The sequence below is a fragment of the Planosporangium flavigriseum genome, from assembly GCF_011947225.1.
Taxonomy (GTDB): Bacteria; Actinomycetota; Actinomycetes; order Mycobacteriales; family Micromonosporaceae; genus Planosporangium; species Planosporangium flavigriseum.
This window is the reverse complement of sequence record NZ_JAATVW010000009.1, coordinates 178,476-201,075: the sequence shown is the minus strand read 5'-3', so window position 1 is coordinate 201,075 and position 22,600 is coordinate 178,476. Positions and strand designations below refer to the sequence as shown.

The window sequence follows — 22,600 nt, the reverse complement described above, 5'->3', positions numbered from 1 at the left end:
TTGACGTCGTGGAGGAGATCGGCCCGCCGATCGCGTACCTCGCGCTCCGGGAGGGCACGCCGGTCTATGACCGGGACGGCGACCGGGTCGGTGTCGTCGAACATGTCGTCGCCGACGTCGCGCTGGACATCTTCCACGGCCTCATCGTCCATACCCTGCCACTGCCGGGACATCACCTGTTCGCCGCCGCCGACCAGGTGTCCGAGCTGCACGAGCGCGGGGTGCTGCTGTCGGTCGGCCGCGGTGACCTGCACGAGCCTAGAGAGCCGTCCACGGCGCCGGGGCCAGTTGACGGCCCGGCGGAGAACCCGCTGCAGGCCGGACTGCGCCGGGCCTGGGACTGGCTGAGCCGGAAGTTGTGAATCATGAAGCTCGGCGTGAACGTGGTGAACTTCGGCGCATCGACGGGCCCGGACAGCCTCCGCCGATGGGTCGAGCGGGCGGAGATCTCCGGCTTCGACGTCGCGATGCTCTCCGACCATGTCGCCGTGACGCCCGACGTGCACGCGATGTACCCGACGCCGTTCTACGAGCCGTTCACCGCGCTTGCCTGGTTGGCGGGCACCACGAGCATCCGGCTCGGTACGACCGTGGCGATCCTGCCGTACCGCCACCCGCTCCTGGTCGCGCGGATGACGGCGAACTTCGACCAGCTGAGCGGCGGCCGGCTCGTCTTCGGCGTCGGCGCCGGCTGGGCGGCCGGGGAGTACCGGGCGCTCGGCGTGCCGTTCGAGTTGCGCGGCCGCCTCACCGACGAGTACCTGGCCGCGATCATCACGGCGTGGACGCACGAGGTGGCGTCGTTCGCGGGCGAGTACGTCTCCTTCACGGACGTCCACACCGCTCCGCTGCCGGCGCAGGCACCGCATCCGCCCGTCTGGGTCGGTGGACAGAGCTGGCCGGCGATCCGCCGCGCCGTGCGCTTCGGCAACGCCTGGCACCCCCTCGACGTGGATCTGGGCTGGCTGGAGCACGAGGGCCTACCGCTGCTGCGGCAGGAGGCCGTGAACGAGGGGCGGCCCGTCCCCGCGCTCGCGCCCCGGGTGAAGATCAGGCTGCGCGACCGGTCCCTTCCGGAGTCCGAACGGCGCTCCGGCGAGGGCGACCTGCATCAGATCGCCGATGACCTGCAACGGCTGCGCTCGCTCGACCCGGCCCACGTCGTGCTGGACACTGACGATCCGCTGGCCGCCGACCGCGGCGACTTCGACCGGCACTGGCAGGTCCTGGACCGGGTCAGAGAACTGCTCTGAGCCGCGTCCAATCTGACCAGACCTCCCCGCCGCCATGCGACGTCCCGCTCTGGCCGGTGGGCCAGCGCCGGGCGCTGTTCGTACGAATCTGTCCGGGCATCGCCCAGACTTCCGACGATTCGCTGTCGTGCCGGCACGCCCCGACCAATGATTCGACTCGGCATTCGCTGCAAATCCGCACTGACTGCACGTTGGTATCCATTACGCGTCCGCAACGCCCAGTCTCGCCCACTCAGCTTCGCCCTGCGGCCCAGACCAGGCGTCGATTGCAAGTCGGCATCAACCCCCGACAAGGGGATCGCAAGTCGGGCCGGGCACGGTCTGTCCCGACGGCGTCCACCGCCACCGGGGCGCGTCCCTAACGCAAGGAGCTAGTAGTGACCGCAACTCATCCCGAGGCGTCCGCCGCGCTGACCGCCACCGAGCTGGTCGGCCGGCTGGCCGGGCCCGTCTTCCTACCCGGTGACGTTGGCTTCGACGCCGAGATCGCCGCGTGGAACCTCGCGACGGTGCACCGCCCGGTTGTCGCCATCGGCGCCACCACCACGGCCGACGTGGCGGCAGCCGTCCGGTGGGCGGCCGAGCACGGACTGCCGGTGGCGGTGCAGGCGACCGGCCACGGAGCGGTCGCCCCCGCGACCGGGTGCGTACTCGTCACCACGCACCGAATGGACGAGGTGACCGTGGACCCGGCCACCAACACCGTCCGCGTCGGCGCCGGAGTCAAGTGGGCACGAGTGATCGAGGCCGCCGCCCCGTACGGCCTGGCCCCGCTGAGCGGCTCGTCGTCCGATGTCGGCGCCGTCAGCTACACCCTCGGCGGCGGCATCGGCCTGATGGCCCGCCGGTACGGCTACGCCGCCGACCACGTACGCAGCCTGCAGATCGTCACCGCCGACGGAAGCATCCACGACGTGGACGCCGACCACCACGCGGCCCTGTTCTGGGCGGTGCGCGGCGGCAAGGGCAACTTCGGCATCGTCACGTCCATCGAGATCGCGTTGATGCCGATCAGCACCCTGTACGCGGGGGGCATCTTCTACCCGGGCGCCGTCGCGACCGACGTGCTGCACGCGTACCGCACCTGGACGTCGACGCTGCCCGAGGAGACGACGACGTCTGTCGCGATCCTGCGGCTGCCTCCGCTGCCGGAGGTGCCTGAGCCGCTGCGCGGTCAGACCGTCGTACACCTGCGGTTCATCCACTCCGGTGACGCCGACGAAGGCGCGCGACTGCTGGCGCCGATGCGGGCCGTCGCACCGGCCGTCATCGACTACGTCGACAAGATGCCCTTCACCGCTGTCGACGCCATTCACCAGGACCCCACGGACCCCATGCCCGGTTGGGAGCGCGGGGCGATGCTGGCCGACCTGACGCCGGAGGTGGTGGACGCGATCCTGGCCGCGGCCGGGCCGCAGGTCGAGCTGCCGCTGGTCATGGTCGAGCTGCGCCATCTCGGAGGCGCGCTGAGCCGCCAGGCCGACGTGCCCAACGCCGTACCGGGCCGTGGCGCCGGGTTCTCGTTCTTCGTTCTCGGGCCGCTCTTCCCCGGTCTGGAGGGGATCGTCCCCGCCGTCGGCGGGGCGGTGCTCGATGCGGTCACGCCGTTCATCACGCCCGGCACCCCGCTCAACTTCGCCGGCAAGGCGACGCCGGACCAGCTGCTGGCGGCGTGGGCGCCCGAAGACCGCGAGCGGCTGCTGCAGATCAAGGAGGAGTACGACCCGGCGAACATGTTCCGATTCGGCCAGGCGTTCGTGGCATAGCTCTTGAGGTCCGGCTCGGCCGCCCACTCACGGCGGCCGAGCCGGTACAGAACGTGGCTGAGGGCCCGCAGCACCGTCGTCCGCGCCTCATCGAAGCGGCCCCGAGCAATCTCCACTTTGGATTGAATCCACCCAGCGCTGTGCGGCCGAAGTACGAGACCTGGGTGGCAGCCCACTGGAGCGAATGATCAGTCGTCCCGCCGGTCCCCTATCGTCACCTCGTTCCAGGCGACGGTCCGCATGTTGCGTGTCATCAGCTTCGCGGCCTGGTCCAGCAGCCAGGGCCCGTCGGCGTTACGACGTACGTAGCCGAGGAGCCGGCCGTGCCAGCCTCGATTGACCATGACGGCAACCACCGTCGCCGAGGTATTCGCGGTCATTGGCGACGACCAGGATCGGCAGGTAGGCCAGCGGCAGGATGAACGCGCTGAACACCAGCATGAACTCCGTCAGCTGCACCGGGTCGATCGCGGTGAACAGTGCCAGGACGCCGAGCAGGATGCTGACCAGGAGCAGCGTGTGGAAGCGGGCGGCCCGGCGAGGCCGATCTTGCCCAGGCCGAGCGCGATCGGCAGGACGGCCTGACCAACCGAATTGATCTGGACCCGCAGCGGGTGGAAGACCGTTGCCGCGGTCGCCATGATGCCCAGCGACAACAGCGCACCGACCGGGAACCCGACGAGTACGTTGACCCGCATGATCGGCAGGTCGCCGGATCCCCACTTCTCCTCGACTCCGCCGGAGGAGAAGAAGAACACCTCGTACGGCGTCAGCGCCGACGCGAACAGCGCCACGGCGAAGTAACCGTAGGTCGACCAGTCCTCTCCGTCCGCCGGGACCGGATGGGTGGCCTGCTGCCACATGCCGCGCCAATCGGTCCCCAGGTGCACCAGCGCGACGAGGAACACGATCAGCGCCAGGCCCAACAGCGCGAAGACGCGCTCCAGCGTCTGGAACTTCAGCCGCCACAGCACCAGCCACAACACAAAACCGACGATCGGTACCCACAGCAGGTAATGGATGCTCGTGGCCAGTTCAAGAGCGAGCGCGACACCACCGATCTCCGCGCCGAGCGTGATGATCGTGACCAGAAACGCCGCGCCGAGATTGACCAGCGCGACCCGTGGGCCGAGCCGCTCCCGGACGAGGTCGAACACCGCCCGCTGGCTGATCGCGGTGACCCGGCCGGCCATCTCCGCGTACGAGCAGATGCCCAGCACGCCGAGGGCCAGCACCCAGGCCAGGGACATGCCGAACCGGGAGCCGGCCTGGGAGCTGGCCACGAAGTCACCGATGTCGACGAAGCCACCGATGGCGGTCAGCATGCCGAGCGTGACGGCGAGGAGCTTCTTCACTGCTGGTGCCGTTCAACGAAGCCGGCCAGCCGGTCGCCGATCGGGCCGAGCGCGTCGACGGCGAACCTGGTTGCCCTGTCGTCACCCCGTTGAACGGCCGCCACGAGATCGCCCGTGGCGCGGGCGGCGTCGTGCAGCAGTTTCAACAGCTCATCGCGGTTACCCGGCTGTCCACGGTCGGGTGGCGGGACCTGCGCCAACCGCTGCTGCGCCGTCACGACCCCCCGCAGCGCGTCGTCCAGCACCGATGACAGGTACGTGCGGGTGGCGCGGCCGTCCAGCTCGGCCTGCCCGGCCAGCTGCGCCGTCCGTACCGCGGACAGGGCGCCCTCAGCCGACTTGGCCAGCACCTTGTCGAAGTCCTGGCCGCTCGGCCGGGCACCACTCATCACCGCCAGCGCGCCCCAGCCCGCGATCAGGGCTGCCAACCACAATGCCAGCCGGCGGCGTCCGCGCCAGCTCACCTGGGCGGACTACCCCTGACGAACCCGAATGCACCCCCCGCCGCAGCTGGCACCGGTCTGGCGGAGCCGCAGGGTAACTGGCCATTGTTCTCATGATCATGGGAAGAGTAGGGGGATGCGGATTTTGACGTGGAACCTGTGGGGCCGCTACGGGCCGTGGCAACGCCGACTCGACGCCATCGCGGCGACGCTGGCAGCGGTCAGCCCGGACGTATGCGGTCTGCAGGAGGTGTGGGCCGCCGGCGGCCAGAACCTGGCCGCCGAACTAGCCGACCGGCTGGGTATGTACTGGTGCTGGGCGAGAGCTACCCCGGAAAACGCCGAACAGGGCGATGACCCGGTCATCGGCAACGCCGTTCTCAGCCGCTGGCCCATCGCCCGGCACACCGAAGTCCGCCTGCCGATCAGCGACCCGGGCGAGGGCAGGGTGGCGTTGCACGCGCGGATCGAGACGCCGGGCGGGGTCCTGCCGATGTTCACCACCCATCTTACCTACCGGCCCGGCGGCTCGCAGCTACGCCTGCCGCAGGTCCGGCGACTGGCCACCTTCGTCGCCGAGGAGGGCATGGACTGCACCTACCCGCCGGTGGTCACCGGCGATCTCAACGCCGAACCGGACTCGGACGAGATCCGGCTGCTCAGCGGATTACGCACCGCGCCCGCAGTGCCGGGACTGGTGCTCGTCGACGCCTGGCGCTACGCCGACCCGGCCGACCCCGGCTTCACCTGGGACCGGCGCAACGGCTACCAGGCCGACACCGTCCTGCCCGACTCTCGCATCGACTACATCCTCGTCGGGCTGCACCGGCGCGGTCGCGGGCAGGTGCGGTCGGCCCGGCTCGCCGGCACCGCCCCGGTCGACGACCTCTGGCCGTCAGATCACTTCGCCGTCGTCACCGAACTCCGGCCATAGCAACTCCGGCCATAGCAACTCCGGCCATAGCGAAGTTTGTCCCATAAGAGGCCGGGTAGGGCGGCCCGATGGAGTACGGCGCGTTCCTCGACCGGGTCGCCGTCCGGTCCAGGGTCTCCCCCGACCTCGCCGAACCGCTGACCCGTGCGGTGCTACACACCCTCGCCGAGCACATCGACGCCGGCGAGGCGAGCGACCTGGCGGGGATGCTGCCCGAACAGTTGCGCGGCGACCTGATCGACGAGCGCATCTCGGCCGAGGGCTTCCCGGCGTCCGAATTTTTCCGACGGATCGACGCACGTGCCGACCTCGGCCGCCCCGTGACGGAGGATGCCGTACGCGGCGTGCTGGAGACCGTACACGAAACGGTCACCGACGCCGAGTGGACACAGCTGATGGCGCAGTTGCCGCTGGAATTCCGGGAGTTGGCCTGAGGGCCGGTCAGGACAGCAGCTCCAGGCTGTCGAACTCGTCCCAGTGGCGCATCCGTTTCGTCGCGGCCTCACCGCGCACCGCGAGCACCCCGGCGGCGAGCGCCTCGCAGAGGACGAACCCCGCCGCCAGGCTGTCGAACGGAGACGGGGAGTCGACGCTCGTCGGGAGGACCACGTCGGCGTACGCGGCGGCCGGCGACAGCCACGGATCGGTGAACAGCACCACCGACGCCCCTCGACAATGGACCTGCTCCGCCAGCGCGACGATGTCGCGCTGGTACCGCCGGTAGTCGAAGAGGACGAACACGTCGCCCCTGCCCACGTCCACGAGCTGCCCGACCCGCCGGGACGGTGAGCTGTCCAGGAGCCGGGTCTTCGGCCGCAGCTGTTGCAGGTAGAGCTCCAGGTACTGGGCGAGGACCTGGCTGAACCGGCCGCCCGCGCACGTCACCCGGCGCGACTTGTCCGCGACCAGAGCCACCGCCGCGTCGATCTCGTACGGGGTGATCGCGGTGAGGGAAGCGGCGATCACCCGACCCCGCTCCTCGGCCTCCCGGCGTACGAGTTCGGACGCCGAACCCGCCGGGCGGCGCGTCTCGAAGCGCGCAAGGGGCCCGGACGTCCGGCGGGCCAACTCGTCGCGCAGCGCCGCCTGCAGCTCGGGGAACCCCTGGTAGCCGAGGCGCCGGCCGAACCGCAGCACGGTCGGCGCGCTGACGCCGGCCCGCTCCGCCAGGTGCGCCACGGTGTCCAGCCCGGCGCCGGGGTACTCCGCGAGCAGCGCCCGCGCGACCTTGCGCTCGGCGGAGCTGAACTCCTGCATGCTGTTGCGCGTCTGCTCCGCCACGGTCGGCCGCTGCTCGTCGGGGGGAGCGTGCGTGGTCACTCTGGCAGCCCGTAGACCCGACGGGCGTTCGTGCTCCCGATCATAGTGGCGACCCGGACGGCGTCGTCGAACGACCATTCACCGTCGTCCACCCATTGGCCCAGGATGCGCGTCATGGCGCGCCGCCAGTTCACCGCGCCGAGGTAGTGCAGCTCGGCCGGTCCCCACGCGTCTGACGAGTACAGCTGCTTGGCGAACGGGGCCAGTTCGAGGGACTCCGCGACCACGGCGATGCTGCGCGACCCGACGTAGTTCAGCGCCAGCCCGACGTCGAAGTACACGTGCGGGAAGACCTGAGCCAGATACCCCGCCTCGCGGTGGAACGGGTAGCAGTGCAGCAGCAGGACGTCGAGGCGCCCCTCCACCTGCCGCAGCCACTCGGTCAGCAGCAGCGGGTTGCTGCGGTGCAGGTTGAGGTCGGCGTCGCCGTACCCGACATGCAACTGCAGCGGCTTACCGAGGTCGACGGCCTGCCATAGGAGAAACCGCAGCAGGACCGGATCCGCGATCCGGGCAACCCCGGAAGCGCTCACCTCGCGCAGCCACCGGTCGGCGGCCAGCAGCACCTCCGCGTCAGCCGGGCGGGCCGGGTCGACGTCGAAGCCGTGACGGTACGCGACGATGCTCTTGAAGCCGACCGCCGTCTCGGCGTGGGCCGCCAGCCGCTCCCGTACGGTCTCGGCAAACTCAGCCGCACCGACGCCGTCCCGCGCCACCGCCTCCGCAACCGCCTCGAGGCGCACCACCTCGTGCACCGGCCGGCCGCTGGCGGCCGCCATCGGCTCGAGGCCCAGGGTCGCGTCGCCCTGGTACCCGGTCTCTATCACGTACCGGTCGACGTTGGCGGCGGCCAGCAGCCGCCGGTTGACCTCGTCGTTGCCGAGCTCGTCGCGCCGGGCCAGGTACTCCTCGGCGCTAGCGTGCGGCGCAAGGTCGAGCAGCGGCGCGCACCAGCGCCGGATCGAGAAGCCGACCTGGGAGTCGAAGTGCGTCGTGCCCGACGGCGCGGGCACGCTCGACTCGGTGATCATCACTTCGAAGGTCGCCCGGTCCACGGCGGTGGCGAGCGCGCCGTGCACGTGGTGGTCGACCAGCGGCAGGTTCTCGATGACGTCGGCCAGTTTTTCCATACTCACCATCCTGCGAACGGTGCCACGAGCTCGTCGGGCACCTGACCGGCCGTGACGTCGGCGATCGCCGTACCGAGGATCTCCACCGCGAGGTCGACTTCCCCGTCGGTGATGACGAGCGGCGGAGTGATCTCCAGGACGTTGCCGCCGACGTAGAACACGACCGCGCCGAGCTGCCAGGCCCGGTAGACCGCCTTCTGGGCGGCACGGCGGTCCGGGGTGTTGGTCTCGCGGTCGGTGACCAGTTCGAGCCCGATAGCCAACCCGTGCCCGCGCACGTCGCCGATGGTCGGCAGCTCCTGCTGGAGCTTGCGCAGGCCGGCCAGGAACCGCTCACCACGCGCCGCGGCCTGCCCGGGCAGGTCCTCGGCGATGAGCGTGCGGAGCACAGCCCGCCCCGCCGCGGTGCAGATCGGGTTACCCGCGGTGGTCAGCAGCGCGGAGGCCGCCGGCCCGTCGAGGATCGCGGCGGGTCCGACGGCCGCGGACAGCGGAAGCCCACCGCCGATCGCCTTGCCGAAGGTGATGATGTCCGGTACGACGTCGTCGAGCTGGAACGCGTGCAGCACCCCGGGGCGGCCGAGGCCCATCTTGACCTCGTCGCAGACGAGCGGCACGTCGTAGCTGCGGCACACCTGGTGCAGGCGCCGCAGGAATCCGCGCGGCGGCACGACGAGGCCACCGTCGGACAGGATCGGCTCGACCATCAGGCAGGCGACGTCGCCCTTGCTCAGCTCGCGCTCGATCTCGGCCAGGGACGCGGCCACGCTGGCCTCGACCGGGTCCGGCCCGTCGGCGTGCGGGCGGAACGGGTTCGGGTACGTCGCGAGGTACAGCCCGGGTTCGGCGTCCGCGCCGGCGTCGATGTGCACGCCGGAGACGCCCATCGCCACGCCGACGCCGCCATGGTAGCTGTGCTGGAAGGTGACGATCCGGTGCCGACCGGTGGCGTGCCGGCACGCCCGCAGCACGACGTCGTTGGCGTCGCTGCCGGCGTGTCCGAAGTAGACCCGACGGTCACCGCTGCCCGGCGTGAGGGCGAGCAGTTCCTCGGCGAAGCCGACCGCGTCCGGGTGTACGGCGGACAGGCCACCGGCGCCGGGCGGCTTGCGCAGCGCCCGGGTCACCGCCTCGGTGACGGCCGGGTGGCCGTGGCCGAGGCCGGAGGCGGTCCAGGTGGCGCTGAGGTCGAGCAGCCGCCGGCCGCCCTCCTCGACCAGCCACGAGCCCTCACCTTCGGTGACGGCGAGCGGGAAGAACCGCAGCTTCTCGATGCCGGCGACGACCGCGGCGTCCCGCTCGTACAGGGAGTTGCTCATCAGATCTCCTGGCGTGCGGCGGGAGCGGGGTTGCCCTTGGCATCCATGCCGAGCTCCGCGGTCAGCGTGGTGCCGATCCGCCGGGCCAGGCCGGGCGCCGCCAGCACGATGACCAGGCCGACCGCGCACCAGGCGAACGCGATGTACGGCGAGTTGAGCAGGCTGTCCTGACCCTTGACGTTGAAGTAGAAGGCGGCGGCGATGACGCCGACACCCAGGATCGGCACCACGATCTCGTACTTCGGGATGGCGACCCGCCCGGTGGCGATGAAGCGGATCACGCCGACCTCGACCATCAGGTACGTGAACATCAGGCAGACGGTGCCGATGATGGCGAAATAGAAGTACGAGTCGAGCGCGGCGTCGCCGGTGCCCAGCACGGGTCGTCCGCTGGCCCAGGAGATGACGTCCACGACGGCGGTGATCGCCAGCACCACCCAGAGGGCGTTACGCGGGCTGCCGTGCTTGGGGTCCAGCTCAGCCAGCGACTTCGGGCCGAAGCCGTCCCGGGCGAGGGCGTAGACCATCCGGCTCGCGGTGGCGGCCGAGGACAGGTGGGAGGCGAACGCCGACATCACCGCGGTGAACAGGATGACGAGCCCGAACCACAGGCCGATGTAGTTCTGGCCGAGCGCACCGAGGGTGTTGCCCGAGCCCTTGAACGCCTGGAGGCCCTTGTCGTCGGTGCCGAAGCCGACGATCTGGGCGAACATGACGAACACGAACAGTACCGAGGTCAGCAGCACCGCGCCGCCGAGCGCCCGGGGGATGTTGCGGCGCGGGTTGTCGGTCTCCTCACCGAGCGAGGCACAGGCCTCGAAGCCGGCCCAGGACAGGAACGCCGCGACGACGGCGCCCATGACGGCCTGGAAGCTCACGCCGGACAGGGAGAACGTCGAGAAGTCCAGCCCGGTGGAGCTCGCGCCGCCCTTGCCGAGGATGACGAAGGCGAGCACGATCATGAAGACGATGCCGATGCCCTCGATCGCCAGCAGCCAGCGCGCCACGGTCTTGGTGTCGCGGGTGTTGAGGAACGCCGACAGCGCGAGGCCGATGAGGGCGGTCACCACCCAGGGCAGCTGGAACGGGTGTTCGCTGCCCGGCTGGGCGGCGGCGAGGAAGGCGTTGGTGAACGCGCCGAGCGCCGCGAGCGTGCAGATCGAGAAGAACAGGTACGTGCCGAGCTGCGCGAAGCCGGCGAAGAACCCGGCGCGCGGGCCGATCGTCGCGCCAACGAGCGCGTACGCGTTGCCGGAGTGGTTGTAGTAACGGGTGAGCCGGACGAAGCCGTACGCCACCAGCCCGACGCCGACGCAGCCGAGCAGGAAGACCAGCGGAACGGCCTTGCCGACCGAGTCGATCAGGCCCTGGCCGTTGCCGCCCATCGCCAGGGTCGGCCCCATCAGCCCCAGGGAGAGCGCGAGCGCCTCCCACAGCTTCAGCTTGCGGCGGCTATTGGAAACTGTGCTCATGGCCTCGCTCCTTACCGGGGTTGAGAGTTCATCAGGTGGGGTCAGACGGACCAGGCGAAGCGCAGCCGGTCCACGGTGGTCGCGATGTCGGCGTCGCCGTACTCAGCCTGCTCGTGGCGACGGACGGCCACCAGGGCTTCGAGGAGTTCCTCGCCGAGGTGGCGCTGTGCCGCCGCGGACCGCTCCAGCGCGTCGAGGGCTTCGGCGTGCGTACCCGGCAGCTGCACCACGCCGAGCTGCTTGGACTCTTCCTCGGTCAGGTCTGCCGGCGCCACGGTGACCTCGGGCGGCAGCGGCTTGCCCGCGCGCAGCCCGTCCAGGGCAGCGGCGAGAATCGCGCCGGCGGCGATGTACGGGTTCGCCGTCGGGTCGACGCACTTGATCTCGATGTTCGCGCCGTGCGGGTTGCCCTGGGTCGCGGCGCAGAGCCGGACGGCCGCTTCCCGGTTCTCCAGCCCCCAGCAGGCGTACGCGCCCGACCACATCCCCGGCTGCAGCCGCAGGCTGGACAGGACGGACGGCGCGAGCAGGCCGGTGAGCTCGGGCAGCTGTTCGACGATGCCCGCGATCAGTGAGCCACCCTCGGGCGTGATGCCGTGCGGGCCGTCTCCGGCCGACAGCAGCGGCTTGCCGTCGCGGAGGAACGACATGTGCAGGTGCGCGCCGTTGCCGACGCCGTCGACGAACGGCTTGGGCGACAGCGAGACTGCCAGCCCGTGGCGGCGCGCGGTACGGCCGAGCAGGAACCGGGCGAGCGCGAGCTTGTCGACGGCGCGCAGCGGGTCGGCCGGGCTCAGCGAGAACTCGAACTGGCGGCCGCCGTACTCGGCGTGCAGCTGTTCGAGGCCGAGCTGCGCGCGGTCGAACTCGGCTTCCAGGTCGAGGAGGAACTCCTGGTGGTCGAGCGCGGGGCCCAGTCCGTAGGCGACCCAGGGTCCGCTGGTGCCGTCCGGTCGCGCGGGCAGCAGCGAGAACTCCACCTCCCCCGCGGCGAGGACCTCCAGCCCCAGCGCCTCGGCCGCCGCCTGCTGCCGGCGCAGGAAGCCGCGCCAGCACACCGGCGACGGTTCGCCGTCCTGGGTGAAGACCTCCGCGGGCGCCCACGCCAGCCCGCCGCCGACGTCGACCGCGGCCGAGAGGTCAGCCCGCAGGCGCAGGTCGCCGACCGCCCCGATCCGCGGCGTCATGGCGATGCCGTTGTCCGCACAGAACACCGCCCAGGTACTCGACGCCCCCACTCCGGATCGGTGCAGCGCACCCGCCCGGTCCACCGGCACCTGCTTGCCCCGCGAGACCCCGGCGGAGTCGATGACCGCGCCGACCACGAGGCGCACGCCGGCCGCACGCAACGCCTCGGCGACGGCCTGCACCTCATCGACGGGCATTACAGGAAGGGACTCAGGGGTCGCCATCAAAACTCCAGGTGAGACAGGTTTCGACACTGTTCCGGTCGTTACAGATCCGCCGGACAGCAGGCGTAGTTATATCTGTTAGAGATCCGCGAGAGAAGGTACGTACGGACGGGTTTACCTGGCCAGATCCTCGAACGCGGCGACCGCGGCTGCGATCATGGCCTGGGCGACATGGTGCACGGACAGGTCCGACGGCAGGAACCGCGGATGGTGCAGGCCGGGGCTGTCGTCGGCGCCGCTTCCGGTACCCACGAACGCCATGAGTGTCGGGCCGGCGGCGCCGTAGTACGCGAAATCGTCCGCGCCGCAGGACCGGAACGCCTCCCCCGGCACGAACCCGGACTTCGCCAGCCACGGCTCGCACGCCTCGGCCAGCCGGCGGTCGTTGACCAGCGCCGGCTCACCGATGGTCAGCCGTACCTCCGCACGGCAACCGTGCGCCGCCGCGACCTGCTCACTGACCTCCACGAGCCGGCGGTGCAGGAACTCACGGTCATCGGGGTGCAGCGCCCGCAGCGATCCCCTCGCCTCCGCGCGACCCGGCACCACGTTGGCCGCCGATCCCGCCGACAGGGTGCCGACGGTGATGACCGCCGCCCGGGTGGGGTCCACGTTCCGGGCGACGATGTGCTGGAGCGCGACCACGACCTGCGCGAGCGCGACGACCGGATCCTGTGTCAGGTGCGGGTAGCCGGCGTGCCCCCCGCGCCCCTCGACGACGATCTCGAACTCGTCGCTCGACGCGTTCACCGGGCCCGCGGTCGCGGCGGCCACGCCTTCGGCGAGGCGCGGCTGCAGGTGCACACCCAGGAAGGCACGGACGTCGTGGCCGGCGAACGCACCGGCCTCGAGCAGTTCGTACGCGCCCGAGGGGAAGGTCTCCTCGGAGTGCTGCAGGACGGCGAGCAGCGCGCAGGGCAGCGGCAGTGAACGGGCCGCCCGGGCGACCGCGACGAGCGCCGCCAGGTGGACGTCGTGCCCGCAGGCGTGCATAGCACCGTTGACCGAGCTCCACGGCACGTTGGTCTCCTCGCGGATCGGCAGCGCGTCCAGCTCCCCGCGCAGTGCGATCGACGGCCCGGTGCTCGGACCGATCCGCACGACCCGCCCGGCGCCGGCGATGCTCGGGACATCGGGCGCACCGAGCGCCTCCGTGACGAGCCGGGCGGTGTCGGACTCGTCGTGGGAGACCCGGGGCTCGGCGTGGATGCGGTGGCGCAGCTCGATCGCCGCGGGCAGCTCCTCGACGAGCCGCTGCTGCCACTGGTCGTAGATCTGGAGGAGATCTGAACTCACGCAAGGCCCTTCCGCAGACGGGTGGTGTGGACGATCACCGGGCATGGCGGGCCGCCGCGCTGCGACCAGATGCTGAGATCCAAGCGCCGTCGCCGATCATAGGTGAAACGAATGCTACGGATCTGATGATCGTCGAGCAAGTGAAACGTAGGTTTCACGAGGATGTTCCACTCCCGGCCGTCCTGCGAGAGCACCGCGATCCAGGTACCCGCGATCGACAGACCTGAGGGTTGATCATCACCTGGCCGGAAGGCTCAGATAGCACCACGATTGCCACACTCCACCGGCCAACCGGACACTCCCCCATTGGCCAATCAGTCAAGACTTGCTGGACATTTTGCCGCAATGGCGCGCCGTGACTCCGGAGCGGGTCGGCGGGTTAATCAGGGCGACGAGACGGTCGCACCCACCGCAGCCGGCAGCGGGAAACCATCGGGCACACCCGCCCCAACCCCTCATGACCTGCAGTTTTGGAGCTACCGGCACTGACCTTCGGCCCACCGGCACGGTGTTGTGGCGCGCAGACCTCAGCGGCGGGGTGACGCCGCGCATAGCCGGCGATGCTTGATTCATCTACGTTGCGTCATTAGTCCTGTCTCAACCGTATTGGTGGCAGGTGTGACGTTTTTAGGATCAGTGACGCTTCGAAATACATGGCGTTGCTGCAAGGCGAGGTGAAGTATTCGGTGACAGAGGTTGAGCCGCGGACTGCCCGGCCGACAGATCTGTCGCCGTTGGTGTCCGCCGCGCAGCAGGGCGATCAGGAGGCGTTTCGCGCTCTGTACCGGGCGGTTCAACCCGGCCTGCTGCGCTACCTGAAAGCCCTGGTGGCAGACGACGCCGAGGACGTGGCATCGGAGACCTGGCTGCAGATCTCCCGGGACCTGCGCACCTTCCGGGGCAAGGAAGGGTTTCGTGCCTGGGCCGCCACGATCGGCCGCAACCGGGCGATGGACCATCTGCGCCACCGAAAACGACGACCTGCGGTGAGTACCCCAATCGAGCAGATGCTGGAGTTGCCGAGCGCCTGGGACACCGCCGACAGCGCCTCGGAGTCGATCTCGACGGACTCGGCCCTGGCACTGATCCGCACGCTGCCGCGCGACCAGGCCGAGGCGGTGCTGCTGCGGGTGGTGGTCGGCCTCGACGCCGAAACAGCCGGGAAGGTGCTCGGTAAGCGGGCCGGGGCGATCCGGACCGCCTCGTACCGGGGCCTGCGCCGGCTCGCCGAGCAGCTCGACCAACGCGCGGGCGGGCGTGACCGACACCCCGACGCAGGTGTGACAGATCCGAGCTCCGCGACGCCAACAGGGACGACATGAGCATTCAGGACCCGCGCCACCTCGACCGGCGCGCCGCCGAGCAGCTACTCGGCGGCGCGCCGATGGGCGCACACGATCGCCACCCGCCGCTGTCGGCGCTGTTGACCGCGGCGGCCGCGCCCGGCCGCCCGGACGAGCTCGCCGGGGAGCAGGCCATCCTGGCCGCTTTCCGGTCGGCCCAGCTCATCCCTGTTCCCCGGCCCCGCAGCCTGTCCACGGTCAAGAGCGCGATGATGAAGGTGTTCACCGTCCCGGTCGCCGCGGTCCTCGCCGCCACCACAGCCGGTGGCGTAGCGCTGGCCGCCGGCACCGGCGCATTGCCCAACCCACTCGCCCGGCATGCTCCCACCAGTACCTCGGGCTTTTCCGCAGCTGACCCCGCGGCCACGCCGTCGGCCGTCGGCCTCAGCCCCGACGGCAGCGTGAATCCCAAGGCTTCCAGCACCTCCAAGGGATCCGACGCATCCAAGTCTCCGACGCCGCCGCTGGTCGATCTGTGCTTCGCCTACCTCACCGGCGACACGGTCAAACAAGCCGACGGCAACAACGGCGACAACAAGAACGAGAAGAACAAGAGCAACATCGGCAAGAACGACCCGGACAACCGGTCCAACGGCAACAGGGTTACCGGCAGCGGGACTACGGGCAGCGGGGCCACGGATGCGAAGGCCAGGGCCAAGACTCTCGACAACCCCGCGTTCTCCGCTCTGATCGCGGCGGCCGGCGGCAAAGACAAGGTAGAGCTGTTCTGCCACGCCCTGCTCGTGTCATCGGTACCCGCCAACAGCGACCCCCGCGGACGCACGAAAAGCGATGTGGAACAGCGTATTGAACAGTGGCTGCGCGACCACGGCTGGGACGGCCGCAGTGGCAACTCCGGCAACGGCAACTCGGGCAGCGGCAGTAACGGCAAGCCCGGCAACGGCAACTCCGATAACTGACCCATTTCGAGTAACTGACCCAATTCAAGCGGAAGGCGGATGAGTCAGATGGACACGGGCCACGACACTCTGAAACCACCACGGTTCGCGCTGAGCACGACGATCATCGGGGACACGGCGGTCATCGACGACGTAGCGGTCGGCTTGACCGTGCGCGGCGAACTCGACATCGCAACGGTCGGGCAGTTCGAAGCGGTGCTGCAGGGCGTGCTGGGCAAGCCCGGCCTCAGCCGACTCGTCCTGGACTTCGCCCCGCTGACATTCCTCGACGCCAGCAGCATCACCGCACTCCACTTCGCACATCACACGGCGCAGCAGCGTGGCATCACCCTCACCGCCACCAACTGCCGCGCAATCGTGCGGCGGGCACTTGAGATCACCGGACTGTACGGGCATTTGACGAACAACTGACGGTCCACGTCCCCCCAAAGATCCGGCCGACAACAGGAGGACCTCGACGATGTCATGTGTGGTGATCGCGGAGGACGACGCGGATCTCCTGGCGCTGTACTCCCGCGCCCTGACGCGCTGTGGGCACAGCGTCATACCGTGCCGCGACGGCAGGTCGGCCTTCATCGAGGTCCGTGACCGTCGGCCAGACCTCCTGCTCACCGATGTCGACATGCCACCCGGGATGACCGGATTGGAACTGGTGACCGCGGTGCAGTCCGAACCCGTTACCGCCGACATCCCGATCATCGTGGCCACCGGCGGCTCGGCCGACCTCGCGACGGCGAACGTGCCGGGCGTCGTCGGCCTGCTGCGCAAGCCCCTGTCGCCGCGGGAGCTGGTCGGGCACGTCGAAGCCGCGCTCGCCAACGGGGCCACGCAGCCCGGTTGAGGAGACCCCTGCCTGACAGGGCCGCTTACCGCAGCCAGTCGCGGGTTGGCGGCATGCCGCTGCGGCCGTCCGCATCGGCCTTCACGGCCAGGATCTGGTTGACGCCGATTCGGCCGGCTTCGAAGGACAGCGCGGAACCGGCCATGTACAGCCGCCAGACCCGGGCCCGGCCAGGGGTGGTGAGGCGGATCGCCTCGTCCCAATTGGCCTCCAGGTTGGAGACCCAGACGCGCAGCGTACGGGCATAGTGCTCGCGCAGGGCTTCGACGTCGCGTACCTCGAACCCCGCCCGCTCCAGGAGCGATACCGTGGCCCCGCCCGGGGCGAGCTCACCATCGGGAAAGACGTAGGCGTCGATAAAAGAGCGCGGCTGGCGGCGCAGCCGGGCCAGTGGACCGGGGAGCGTCGCGGGTTCGTCGGTCGGATGCAGCGCCGCGATCTGGTGGTTGAGCAGCCGCCCGCCCGGGCGCAGCCGTCGGAAGAGCAGCGCGGCGTACTGAGCGTACTGGGCCAGCCCGACGTGTTCGGCCATCCCGACGCTGGAAATGGCGTTGAAGGGATCGTCGCTGATGTCCCGGTAGTCCTGCAGGCGTATCTCCACCCGGTCGGCCAGCCCGGCCTGGGCGACCCGCTTCCGGGCGTACTCGACCTGCTCGTGCGACAGCGTCACCCCGACGACCGAGACGCCATGCTCACGCGCGGCGTGGATCGCCAGTGATCCCCACCCACAGCCGACATCGAGCAGCCGCATACCCGGCCGGAGGGCCAGCTTGCGACAGATCAGCTCCAGCTTGTCGCGCTGGGCGTCGGCCAGTCCGTAGTCGGAAGCGCCGCCGTCGGGATCACCGGAGCGCCAGAACGCACAGGAGTAGACCATCGACTCGCCGAGCACGAGCCGGTAGAAGTCGTTTCCCACGTCATAGTGGTGACTGATCGCCCGCCGGTCGCGGCCGAGACTGTGCCTGTTCCCGCGCAGCGACGCCTCCTCCGCCGGCGGCCGCGGCGCCGGACCGACAGCCCCCAGCCGGATCAGGTCGCGCACGGTCTCGCCACCCGACATCCCGCCACGCAGGATCCCGCCCCGCTGGGCCGCGCGCTCCGGCTGCTGCCACAACAGGTCATCGAGGCGCCGCAGCGCCTCGTACATATCGCCGTCGAGCTCGATGTCGCCGGCCACGTAGGCCCGCCCCAACCCGAGTTCGTTGGGCTGCCACAGCAGCCGCCGCAGCGCCAACCGGTTACGGAACACGACGACCGGCGCGCCGGGCGGACCCACTTCCGAACCGTCCCACCCGCGCAGTCGCAACGGCAGGCGTACGCCCAACATCTGCTCCAGCAGATGGCTCAAACGCTGCGCCACCCTACGGTCAGTAACCACAGCCTCTCCCCGCATCCCGCCAGGAACGACCTCGGCGAATCCGCCACCACACCGACAGCGTTAGCATCACTAACTAAAGTTCCGGCCCGGGTGCGTTGTCAACGGGCTTCCGTGCCCGTCACCGGACAGCTGTCTGAACCGGCGTCCCCACAGTCTCCTACCCAGCGCGGCGAGCGCACCGCGAAATCGGCGAGATGGTGCCGCCGAGCCGTTCGAGCGACCGGGTGTCAGCGCAGACCGTACGGGTAGCCGAAGACCCGCTCACCACTCGGAAAGGGGATAGCCATGACCACGGCAGCTGGGCACCAGCCGCTCGCCGGCCACGATCACGAACACAGCGCGACCTGCGGGCACGCCAGCGTGCAGCACGGTGACCACGTCGACTACCTGCACGACGGGCGCGTCCACCACGCGCACGAAGGGCACTACGACGAGTGCGCCCTCGATCAGCACGTGCAGACCGAGGACCATCCACACGGCCACGGCGAGGGCTGCGGGCACGAGCAGGTCCAGCACGGCGACCACGTCGACTTCGTACACGAGAGCCACCGGCACGCCGCCCACGAAGGGCACTACGACGAGCACTGAATTTGACGACTGGCTGCGGCGTGGACGACCCCGAGGCGCCGCAGGTCGGGCTGCGGTGTCGCCTCGACCCGGATCAGGACCACAGCCCGGCGTTGACCTGGTTACACATCAGCCCGGACCGGGCCAGGTAGTCCCGGCCCGGTCCGCCGGCGGATCGCGCCGCCCGGGCCGGACGCCTGATAGTGCCAGCCACGACCGGACACCACGACCGTGTGCGCCTTGACCGCTCGGTGCAGTAGGTGATATCGGTCCACATGCGACACCGCTGGGCGTCACTCCGCAGCAACGGGTTGTTCTCAACGCTGCGAACGGGACCGCTGCGCCAGTGAGCGATTCACGCGTCGTACCGCGTCGTCCAACGCCTCCGGGGTTCGTCCGACGATGGCCGAGCCGTCGTCGAGCAGAAGGATCGGACGCTGAATGAGCTGGGGCGCCTCAATCATCGCGTCGATCCAGCGCTGCGCGTTCGCCTCGTCCCGTGGCCAGTCGGCCATTCCGCGCGCTACGGCGGCCGGTTCACCGGTCCGGCATATCTCCCATGGTTGCGCCCCCAGCCGATGCAGCACGTCAATGAGTTCGTCCGCGGTAGGCGGCTGCTCCAGATAAGCGCGCAACCGGTACGGCACCCGCGCGGCGTCCAGCGTGTCGCGAGCGCTCACGCACTTCGAGCACGACGGGTTGCTCCACAGCTCCATGCCGAGAATCCTCGCAGCCTGGGCCCGCCAGCACCTTCTAGGCCCGCTCCTGCACCGCGTCCTGATCCATGTACATCACTTCCCACAGGTGACCGTCGAGGTCCTGGAAGCTCCGCCCGTACATGAAGCCCTGGTCCATCGCCTCGTTCGCGGGCAGCCCACCTGCGGCGAGCGCGCGGTCCGCCAGCTCGTCGACCCGCTGCCGGCTCTCGACGCCGAGACACAGAATCGCCTCCGTGCTCTTGGTGGCGTCAGCGATCTCCTTCTTGGTAAACGTCTGAAAGAACGGCTCTACGAGCAGCATCGCGTAAATGGTGTCGCTGATGACGAGGCAGGCCGCGTTCTCGTCGGTGAACTGCCGGTTGAACGAAAAGCCGAGCCTGGTAAAGAAGTCCATGGACTTGCCGAGGTCCTTCACCGGAAGGTTGACGAAGATCGCGGTCGACATTGAGCTTCTCCTCTTCTCTCGTTCGGTCGCCTGTACAGACCAGCACTCCAGCCAAAACTCATCGGCCCGATGGGATTCGGTTCCACCGCTTTCACCGTGCCCGCTCCACCGCGCGAGCCGAGCCCGCTCACTGCCCACCGCGGCAGCCGTCAACCGCACGGCCGGCCCACCTACCGGGGTAGTACAGGGGTTCGAAATCTGTCGTACCGCGTCGGTAGTTTGTCGTTCGTGGACGGTGCGTTGGCGTCGCTGGATCGCGGGCTCGAGGAGGGTCGGGCGGTGCCGGTGTACGCCTTGGCGGAGGCCGGTCTGGTGGACTTCCTCGACGGCCTGCAGGCGCACCTTCAGGGCGTGATCGAGCTTTCGCTGCGGGTGGTCCGCGAGGTCGATGGTCGGGCGGTCGCGGCCGGGCAGGGCGCGCCGAACACGGCCGCGTGGCTGCGGGATCGCTACCGGGTCAAGAAGGAGACCGCGCTCCGGCTGGTGCGGTTGGCCGCCGCGCTCGAGCGTGACCTGCCGGTCACCGCCGACGCCCTGGCCGACGGTGACATCAACGTCGAGCAGGTCGACGAGATCGCCAAGGCCGTCGCGGTCCTGCCGGCCGAGCACCGCGCGGCCGCGGAGAAGCGCCTGGTCGACGACGCGGCGACGTTCGGCCCGCAGCAGTTGAAGATTCTGGGTAACCGGATCCTCGAGGTCGTCGCCCCCGACGAGGCCGAGGCGCGGGCCCGGGAGGCGATGGAGCGCGCCGAGGAGCGGGCTTTTCTGGGCCGGGACCTGCGCCTGAGCGAGGTGCCCGGCGAAAACCGGGTCCGGCTTTCCGGCTGGCTCGACCGCGAATCCGCCGCTCAGGTCCGCGCCGCGATCGACCCGCTGTCCGCGCCCCGGCCGTCAGCCGGGGAGCCGGACGTGCGCACCCCCGGCCAGCGGCGCGTCGACGCCCTGGTCGAGGTGTGCCGGATCGCGCTGGCCTGCGGCGAGTTGCCCGCCAACGGCGGCGACCGCCCCCAGGTCGTGGTCACCGTCGGCATCGACACGCTGCGCCAGCAGGTCGGGGCCGCGACGTTGGACGACGGCTCGTCGCTGTCGGCGGCCGCCGCCCGGCGACTGGCCTGCGACGCCGCCCTGCTCCCCGCCGTACTCGGCAGCGCCGGCCAGGTCCTCGACGTCGGCCGCGAACAACGCCTGATCAAAGGACCGCTGCGCCGCGCCCTCGTCCTGCGCGACCGCGGCTGCGCGTTCCCCGGCTGCGACCGCCCGCCCCGCTGGACCGACGGCCACCACATCGTGCACTGGGCAGACGGCGGAACCACCAGCCTCGACAACGCCGTGCTCCTGTGCGGCTACCACCACCGGCAGGTCCACCACAGCCCCTGGCAGATCCGCATCAACCCCGCCGACGGACTCCCCGAATTCATCCCACCGACCTACATCGACCCGGAGCAAAAGCCCCAACGCAACCGCTACCACCGACGCCAGTGACGCCGGCCATCTCGTGCGCGGCTGCGCCTTCCCACCTCGGATACGATCACCGGCACAGCCCGAACCCGCCTGGAGAATTCGTCGCTCGACCGGTGAGTCTTGTCGGCCGCACCGGTCTATACCGGTGCGGCAGTCGCAGGACAGACTCGATGCCACTCAGCATTCACGGCAGCATGCGCCCATCGAGGAGATGAAGACGGTGACCACGGTGGATAATTCGGCCAACGAGGACTTCCTGCGCCAGGCGGACCCGTACCGCCGTGAACTGCTGGCACACTGCTACCGGATGCTCGGGTCCGTACACGACGCAGAGGATCTGGTCCAGGAGACATACCTGCGGGCGTGGCGCTCGTTCCACCAGTTCGAGGGTCGATCTTCACTGCGCACATGGCTCCACCAGATCGCCACGAGGGTCTGCCTCACCGCGCTCGAGAGCCGCCGCAAGCGGCCGTTGCCCACCGGACTCGGCGCCCCGGGCATCGATGCTGGCGACCCCCTGGTGCAGCAACCGGAAGTACCGTGGCTCGAGCCCGTACCCGACATCATGGTCAGCGCAGAGGCAACCGATCCGGCCACGATCGTCACCGCGCGACAGAGCCTGCGGCTGGCGCTTATCGCCGCGCTACAGCACCTACCGCCCCGGCAACGTGCCGTCCTGATTCTGCGCGACGTGCTGCAGTGGCGGGCCGCCGAGGTCGCCGAACTGCTCGACACGACGACGACCGCCGTCAACAGCATGCTGCAACGCGCCCGAGCCCAGCTCGACCAGGCAGCCCCAGCCGAAGACGACATCGTCGAGCCCACGGCTGCGGACCAGCGTGAACTGTTGGACCGCTACGTCACAGCCTTCGAGGAAAAAGACATCTCCGCCATTGTCGAACTGTTCACCAAGGACGCCGTCTGGGAGATGCCGCCGTTCATCGGCTGGTACCAGGGTGCCGAGAACATCGCTCGGCTCATCGACACGCAGTGCCCCGCAGAGGGCCCGGGCGATATGCGGCTGGTTCCCACCCGGGCGAACGGCCAGCCGGCGTTCGGACTGTACATGCGCGACGGCGACGTGTACCGGCCGTTCAACCTGCCGGTTCTCACGCTCAGCGCCTCCGGCGTCACGCACGTCGCCTGCTTCTTCGACGTCCGCCTGTTCGCGACCTTCGGCCTGCCGGAGACGCTGCCGGTCGAGCCTCGCTCAGCGCGTTGAACTG

24 protein-coding genes are annotated in these 22,600 nt (G+C 69.9%); 12 read left to right on the top strand and 12 right to left on the bottom strand.

Annotated features, from left to right (window positions below):
- From HC028_RS15205 to HC028_RS15195, 3 genes are all read left to right on the top strand, one after another.
- A partial coding sequence (locus HC028_RS15205; RefSeq protein ID WP_205861422.1) for a PRC-barrel domain-containing protein occupies window positions 1-362 on the top strand: 362 nt, incomplete at its 5' end.
- Window positions 363-365: 3 nt separating this feature from the next.
- Window positions 366-1,253 carry a TIGR03619 family F420-dependent LLM class oxidoreductase gene (locus HC028_RS15200; protein ID WP_168077793.1) on the top strand — a complete coding sequence of 296 codons (888 nt, stop codon included), beginning with the start codon at window positions 366-368 and terminating at the stop codon, window positions 1,251-1,253.
- Between the two features lie 377 nt (window positions 1,254-1,630).
- Window positions 1,631-3,019 carry an FAD-binding oxidoreductase gene (locus HC028_RS15195; RefSeq protein ID WP_203981606.1) on the top strand — a complete coding sequence of 463 codons (1,389 nt, stop codon included), beginning with the start codon at window positions 1,631-1,633 and terminating at the stop codon, window positions 3,017-3,019.
- Between the two features lie 188 nt (window positions 3,020-3,207).
- On the opposite strand, the gene HC028_RS15190 is transcribed toward HC028_RS15195, so the two are convergent.
- The 3 genes from HC028_RS15190 to HC028_RS15180 all read right to left on the bottom strand — a co-directional run bounded on the left by HC028_RS15190 (window position 3,208) and on the right by HC028_RS15180 (window position 4,838).
- Window positions 3,208-3,399, bottom strand: a complete 192-nt coding sequence (locus HC028_RS15190; RefSeq protein ID WP_168077482.1) for a hypothetical protein — start codon at window positions 3,397-3,399, stop codon at window positions 3,208-3,210.
- Window positions 3,400-3,468: 69 nt separating this feature from the next.
- Complete coding sequence (locus tag HC028_RS15185; RefSeq protein ID WP_239075730.1) at window positions 3,469-4,374, bottom strand: NRAMP family divalent metal transporter; 906 nt, start codon at window positions 4,372-4,374, stop codon at window positions 3,469-3,471.
- Window positions 4,371-4,838 carry a hypothetical protein gene (locus HC028_RS15180; RefSeq protein WP_168077791.1) on the bottom strand — a complete coding sequence of 156 codons (468 nt, stop codon included), beginning with the start codon at window positions 4,836-4,838 and terminating at the stop codon, window positions 4,371-4,373. Before HC028_RS15180 ends, HC028_RS15185 begins: the two co-directional genes overlap by 4 nt.
- 115 nt (window positions 4,839-4,953) lie before the next feature.
- On the opposite strand from HC028_RS15180, the gene HC028_RS15175 reads away from it, so the two are divergent.
- Complete coding sequence (locus HC028_RS15175; RefSeq protein ID WP_168077789.1) at window positions 4,954-5,751, top strand: endonuclease/exonuclease/phosphatase family protein; 798 nt, start codon at window positions 4,954-4,956, stop codon at window positions 5,749-5,751.
- A gap of 68 nt (window positions 5,752-5,819) precedes the next feature.
- Complete coding sequence (locus HC028_RS15170; protein ID WP_168077787.1) at window positions 5,820-6,185, top strand: DUF2267 domain-containing protein; 366 nt, start codon at window positions 5,820-5,822, stop codon at window positions 6,183-6,185.
- Between the two features lie 7 nt (window positions 6,186-6,192).
- Here HC028_RS15170 and HC028_RS15165 read toward each other — a convergent pair whose 3' ends face one another.
- From HC028_RS15165 to HC028_RS15140, 6 genes are all read right to left on the bottom strand, one after another.
- Window positions 6,193-7,071 carry a MurR/RpiR family transcriptional regulator gene (locus HC028_RS15165; protein WP_203981605.1) on the bottom strand — a complete coding sequence of 293 codons (879 nt, stop codon included), beginning with the start codon at window positions 7,069-7,071 and terminating at the stop codon, window positions 6,193-6,195.
- The gene (locus HC028_RS15160; RefSeq protein WP_168077783.1) at window positions 7,068-8,210 is read right to left on the bottom strand and encodes an amidohydrolase family protein; all 1,143 of its coding nucleotides are present in this window, start codon (window positions 8,208-8,210) and stop codon (window positions 7,068-7,070) included. The genes HC028_RS15165 and HC028_RS15160 overlap by 4 nt, the downstream gene beginning before the upstream one ends.
- Window positions 8,204-9,520, bottom strand: a complete 1,317-nt coding sequence (locus HC028_RS15155) for an aspartate aminotransferase family protein (protein ID WP_168077781.1) — start codon at window positions 9,518-9,520, stop codon at window positions 8,204-8,206. Before HC028_RS15155 ends, HC028_RS15160 begins: the two co-directional genes overlap by 7 nt.
- Entirely contained in the window at window positions 9,520-10,992 is a 1,473-nt protein-coding gene (locus tag HC028_RS15150) for an APC family permease (protein ID WP_168077779.1), read from the bottom strand. The genes HC028_RS15155 and HC028_RS15150 overlap by 1 nt, the downstream gene beginning before the upstream one ends.
- A 41-nt stretch (window positions 10,993-11,033) precedes the next feature.
- Window positions 11,034-12,377 (bottom strand): type I glutamate--ammonia ligase, encoded by a 1,344-nt coding sequence (locus HC028_RS15145; RefSeq protein WP_168077777.1) that lies wholly within the window; start codon window positions 12,375-12,377, stop codon window positions 11,034-11,036.
- Between the two features lie 141 nt (window positions 12,378-12,518).
- Complete coding sequence (locus tag HC028_RS15140; protein ID WP_239075729.1) at window positions 12,519-13,700, bottom strand: M20 metallopeptidase family protein; 1,182 nt, start codon at window positions 13,698-13,700, stop codon at window positions 12,519-12,521.
- Between the two features lie 686 nt (window positions 13,701-14,386).
- Between HC028_RS15140 and HC028_RS15135 the strand changes: the two genes are divergently transcribed.
- From HC028_RS15135 to HC028_RS15120, 4 genes are read left to right on the top strand one after another with little or no spacing between them, the layout of a single operon-like run.
- On the top strand, window positions 14,387-15,022 hold the full coding sequence (locus tag HC028_RS15135) for an RNA polymerase sigma factor (protein ID WP_239075728.1): 636 nt from the start codon (window positions 14,387-14,389) through the stop codon (window positions 15,020-15,022).
- A complete protein-coding gene (locus tag HC028_RS15130; protein WP_168077771.1) occupies window positions 15,019-15,963 on the top strand; it encodes a hypothetical protein in 945 nt (314 codons plus the stop codon). Before HC028_RS15135 ends, HC028_RS15130 begins: the two co-directional genes overlap by 4 nt.
- A gap of 39 nt (window positions 15,964-16,002) precedes the next feature.
- Complete coding sequence (locus tag HC028_RS15125) at window positions 16,003-16,374, top strand: STAS domain-containing protein (RefSeq protein ID WP_168077769.1); 372 nt, start codon at window positions 16,003-16,005, stop codon at window positions 16,372-16,374.
- 58 nt (window positions 16,375-16,432) lie between these two features.
- Window positions 16,433-16,804 (top strand): response regulator, encoded by a 372-nt coding sequence (locus HC028_RS15120; RefSeq protein ID WP_168077767.1) that lies wholly within the window; start codon window positions 16,433-16,435, stop codon window positions 16,802-16,804.
- Between the two features lie 25 nt (window positions 16,805-16,829).
- Here the strand turns inward: HC028_RS15120 and HC028_RS15115 are convergent, their stop codons facing one another.
- Window positions 16,830-18,152: a class I SAM-dependent methyltransferase gene (locus HC028_RS15115; RefSeq protein WP_239075727.1), complete on the bottom strand. Its 1,323-nt coding sequence runs from the start codon at window positions 18,150-18,152 to the stop codon at window positions 16,830-16,832.
- A gap of 315 nt (window positions 18,153-18,467) precedes the next feature.
- On the opposite strand from HC028_RS15115, the gene HC028_RS15110 reads away from it, so the two are divergent.
- Complete coding sequence (locus HC028_RS15110; RefSeq protein WP_168077763.1) at window positions 18,468-18,770, top strand: hypothetical protein; 303 nt, start codon at window positions 18,468-18,470, stop codon at window positions 18,768-18,770.
- A 296-nt stretch (window positions 18,771-19,066) separates the two neighbouring features.
- On the opposite strand, the gene HC028_RS15105 is transcribed toward HC028_RS15110, so the two are convergent.
- Window positions 19,067-19,465, bottom strand: coding sequence for an ArsC/Spx/MgsR family protein (locus HC028_RS15105; RefSeq protein WP_168077761.1), 399 nt, complete (start codon window positions 19,463-19,465; stop codon window positions 19,067-19,069).
- A 37-nt stretch (window positions 19,466-19,502) separates the two neighbouring features.
- Window positions 19,503-19,913 (bottom strand): VOC family protein, encoded by a 411-nt coding sequence (locus HC028_RS15100; protein ID WP_168077759.1) that lies wholly within the window; start codon window positions 19,911-19,913, stop codon window positions 19,503-19,505.
- 228 nt (window positions 19,914-20,141) lie between these two features.
- On the opposite strand from HC028_RS15100, the gene HC028_RS15095 reads away from it, so the two are divergent.
- Together HC028_RS15095 and HC028_RS15090 are read left to right on the top strand one after the other, a co-directional pair.
- Window positions 20,142-21,395 carry an HNH endonuclease signature motif containing protein gene (locus HC028_RS15095; RefSeq protein ID WP_338091282.1) on the top strand — a complete coding sequence of 418 codons (1,254 nt, stop codon included), beginning with the start codon at window positions 20,142-20,144 and terminating at the stop codon, window positions 21,393-21,395.
- A 190-nt stretch (window positions 21,396-21,585) separates the two neighbouring features.
- On the top strand, window positions 21,586-22,596 hold the full coding sequence (locus tag HC028_RS15090) for a sigma-70 family RNA polymerase sigma factor (RefSeq protein WP_168077755.1): 1,011 nt from the start codon (window positions 21,586-21,588) through the stop codon (window positions 22,594-22,596).
- Window positions 22,597-22,600 lie beyond the last annotated feature (4 nt).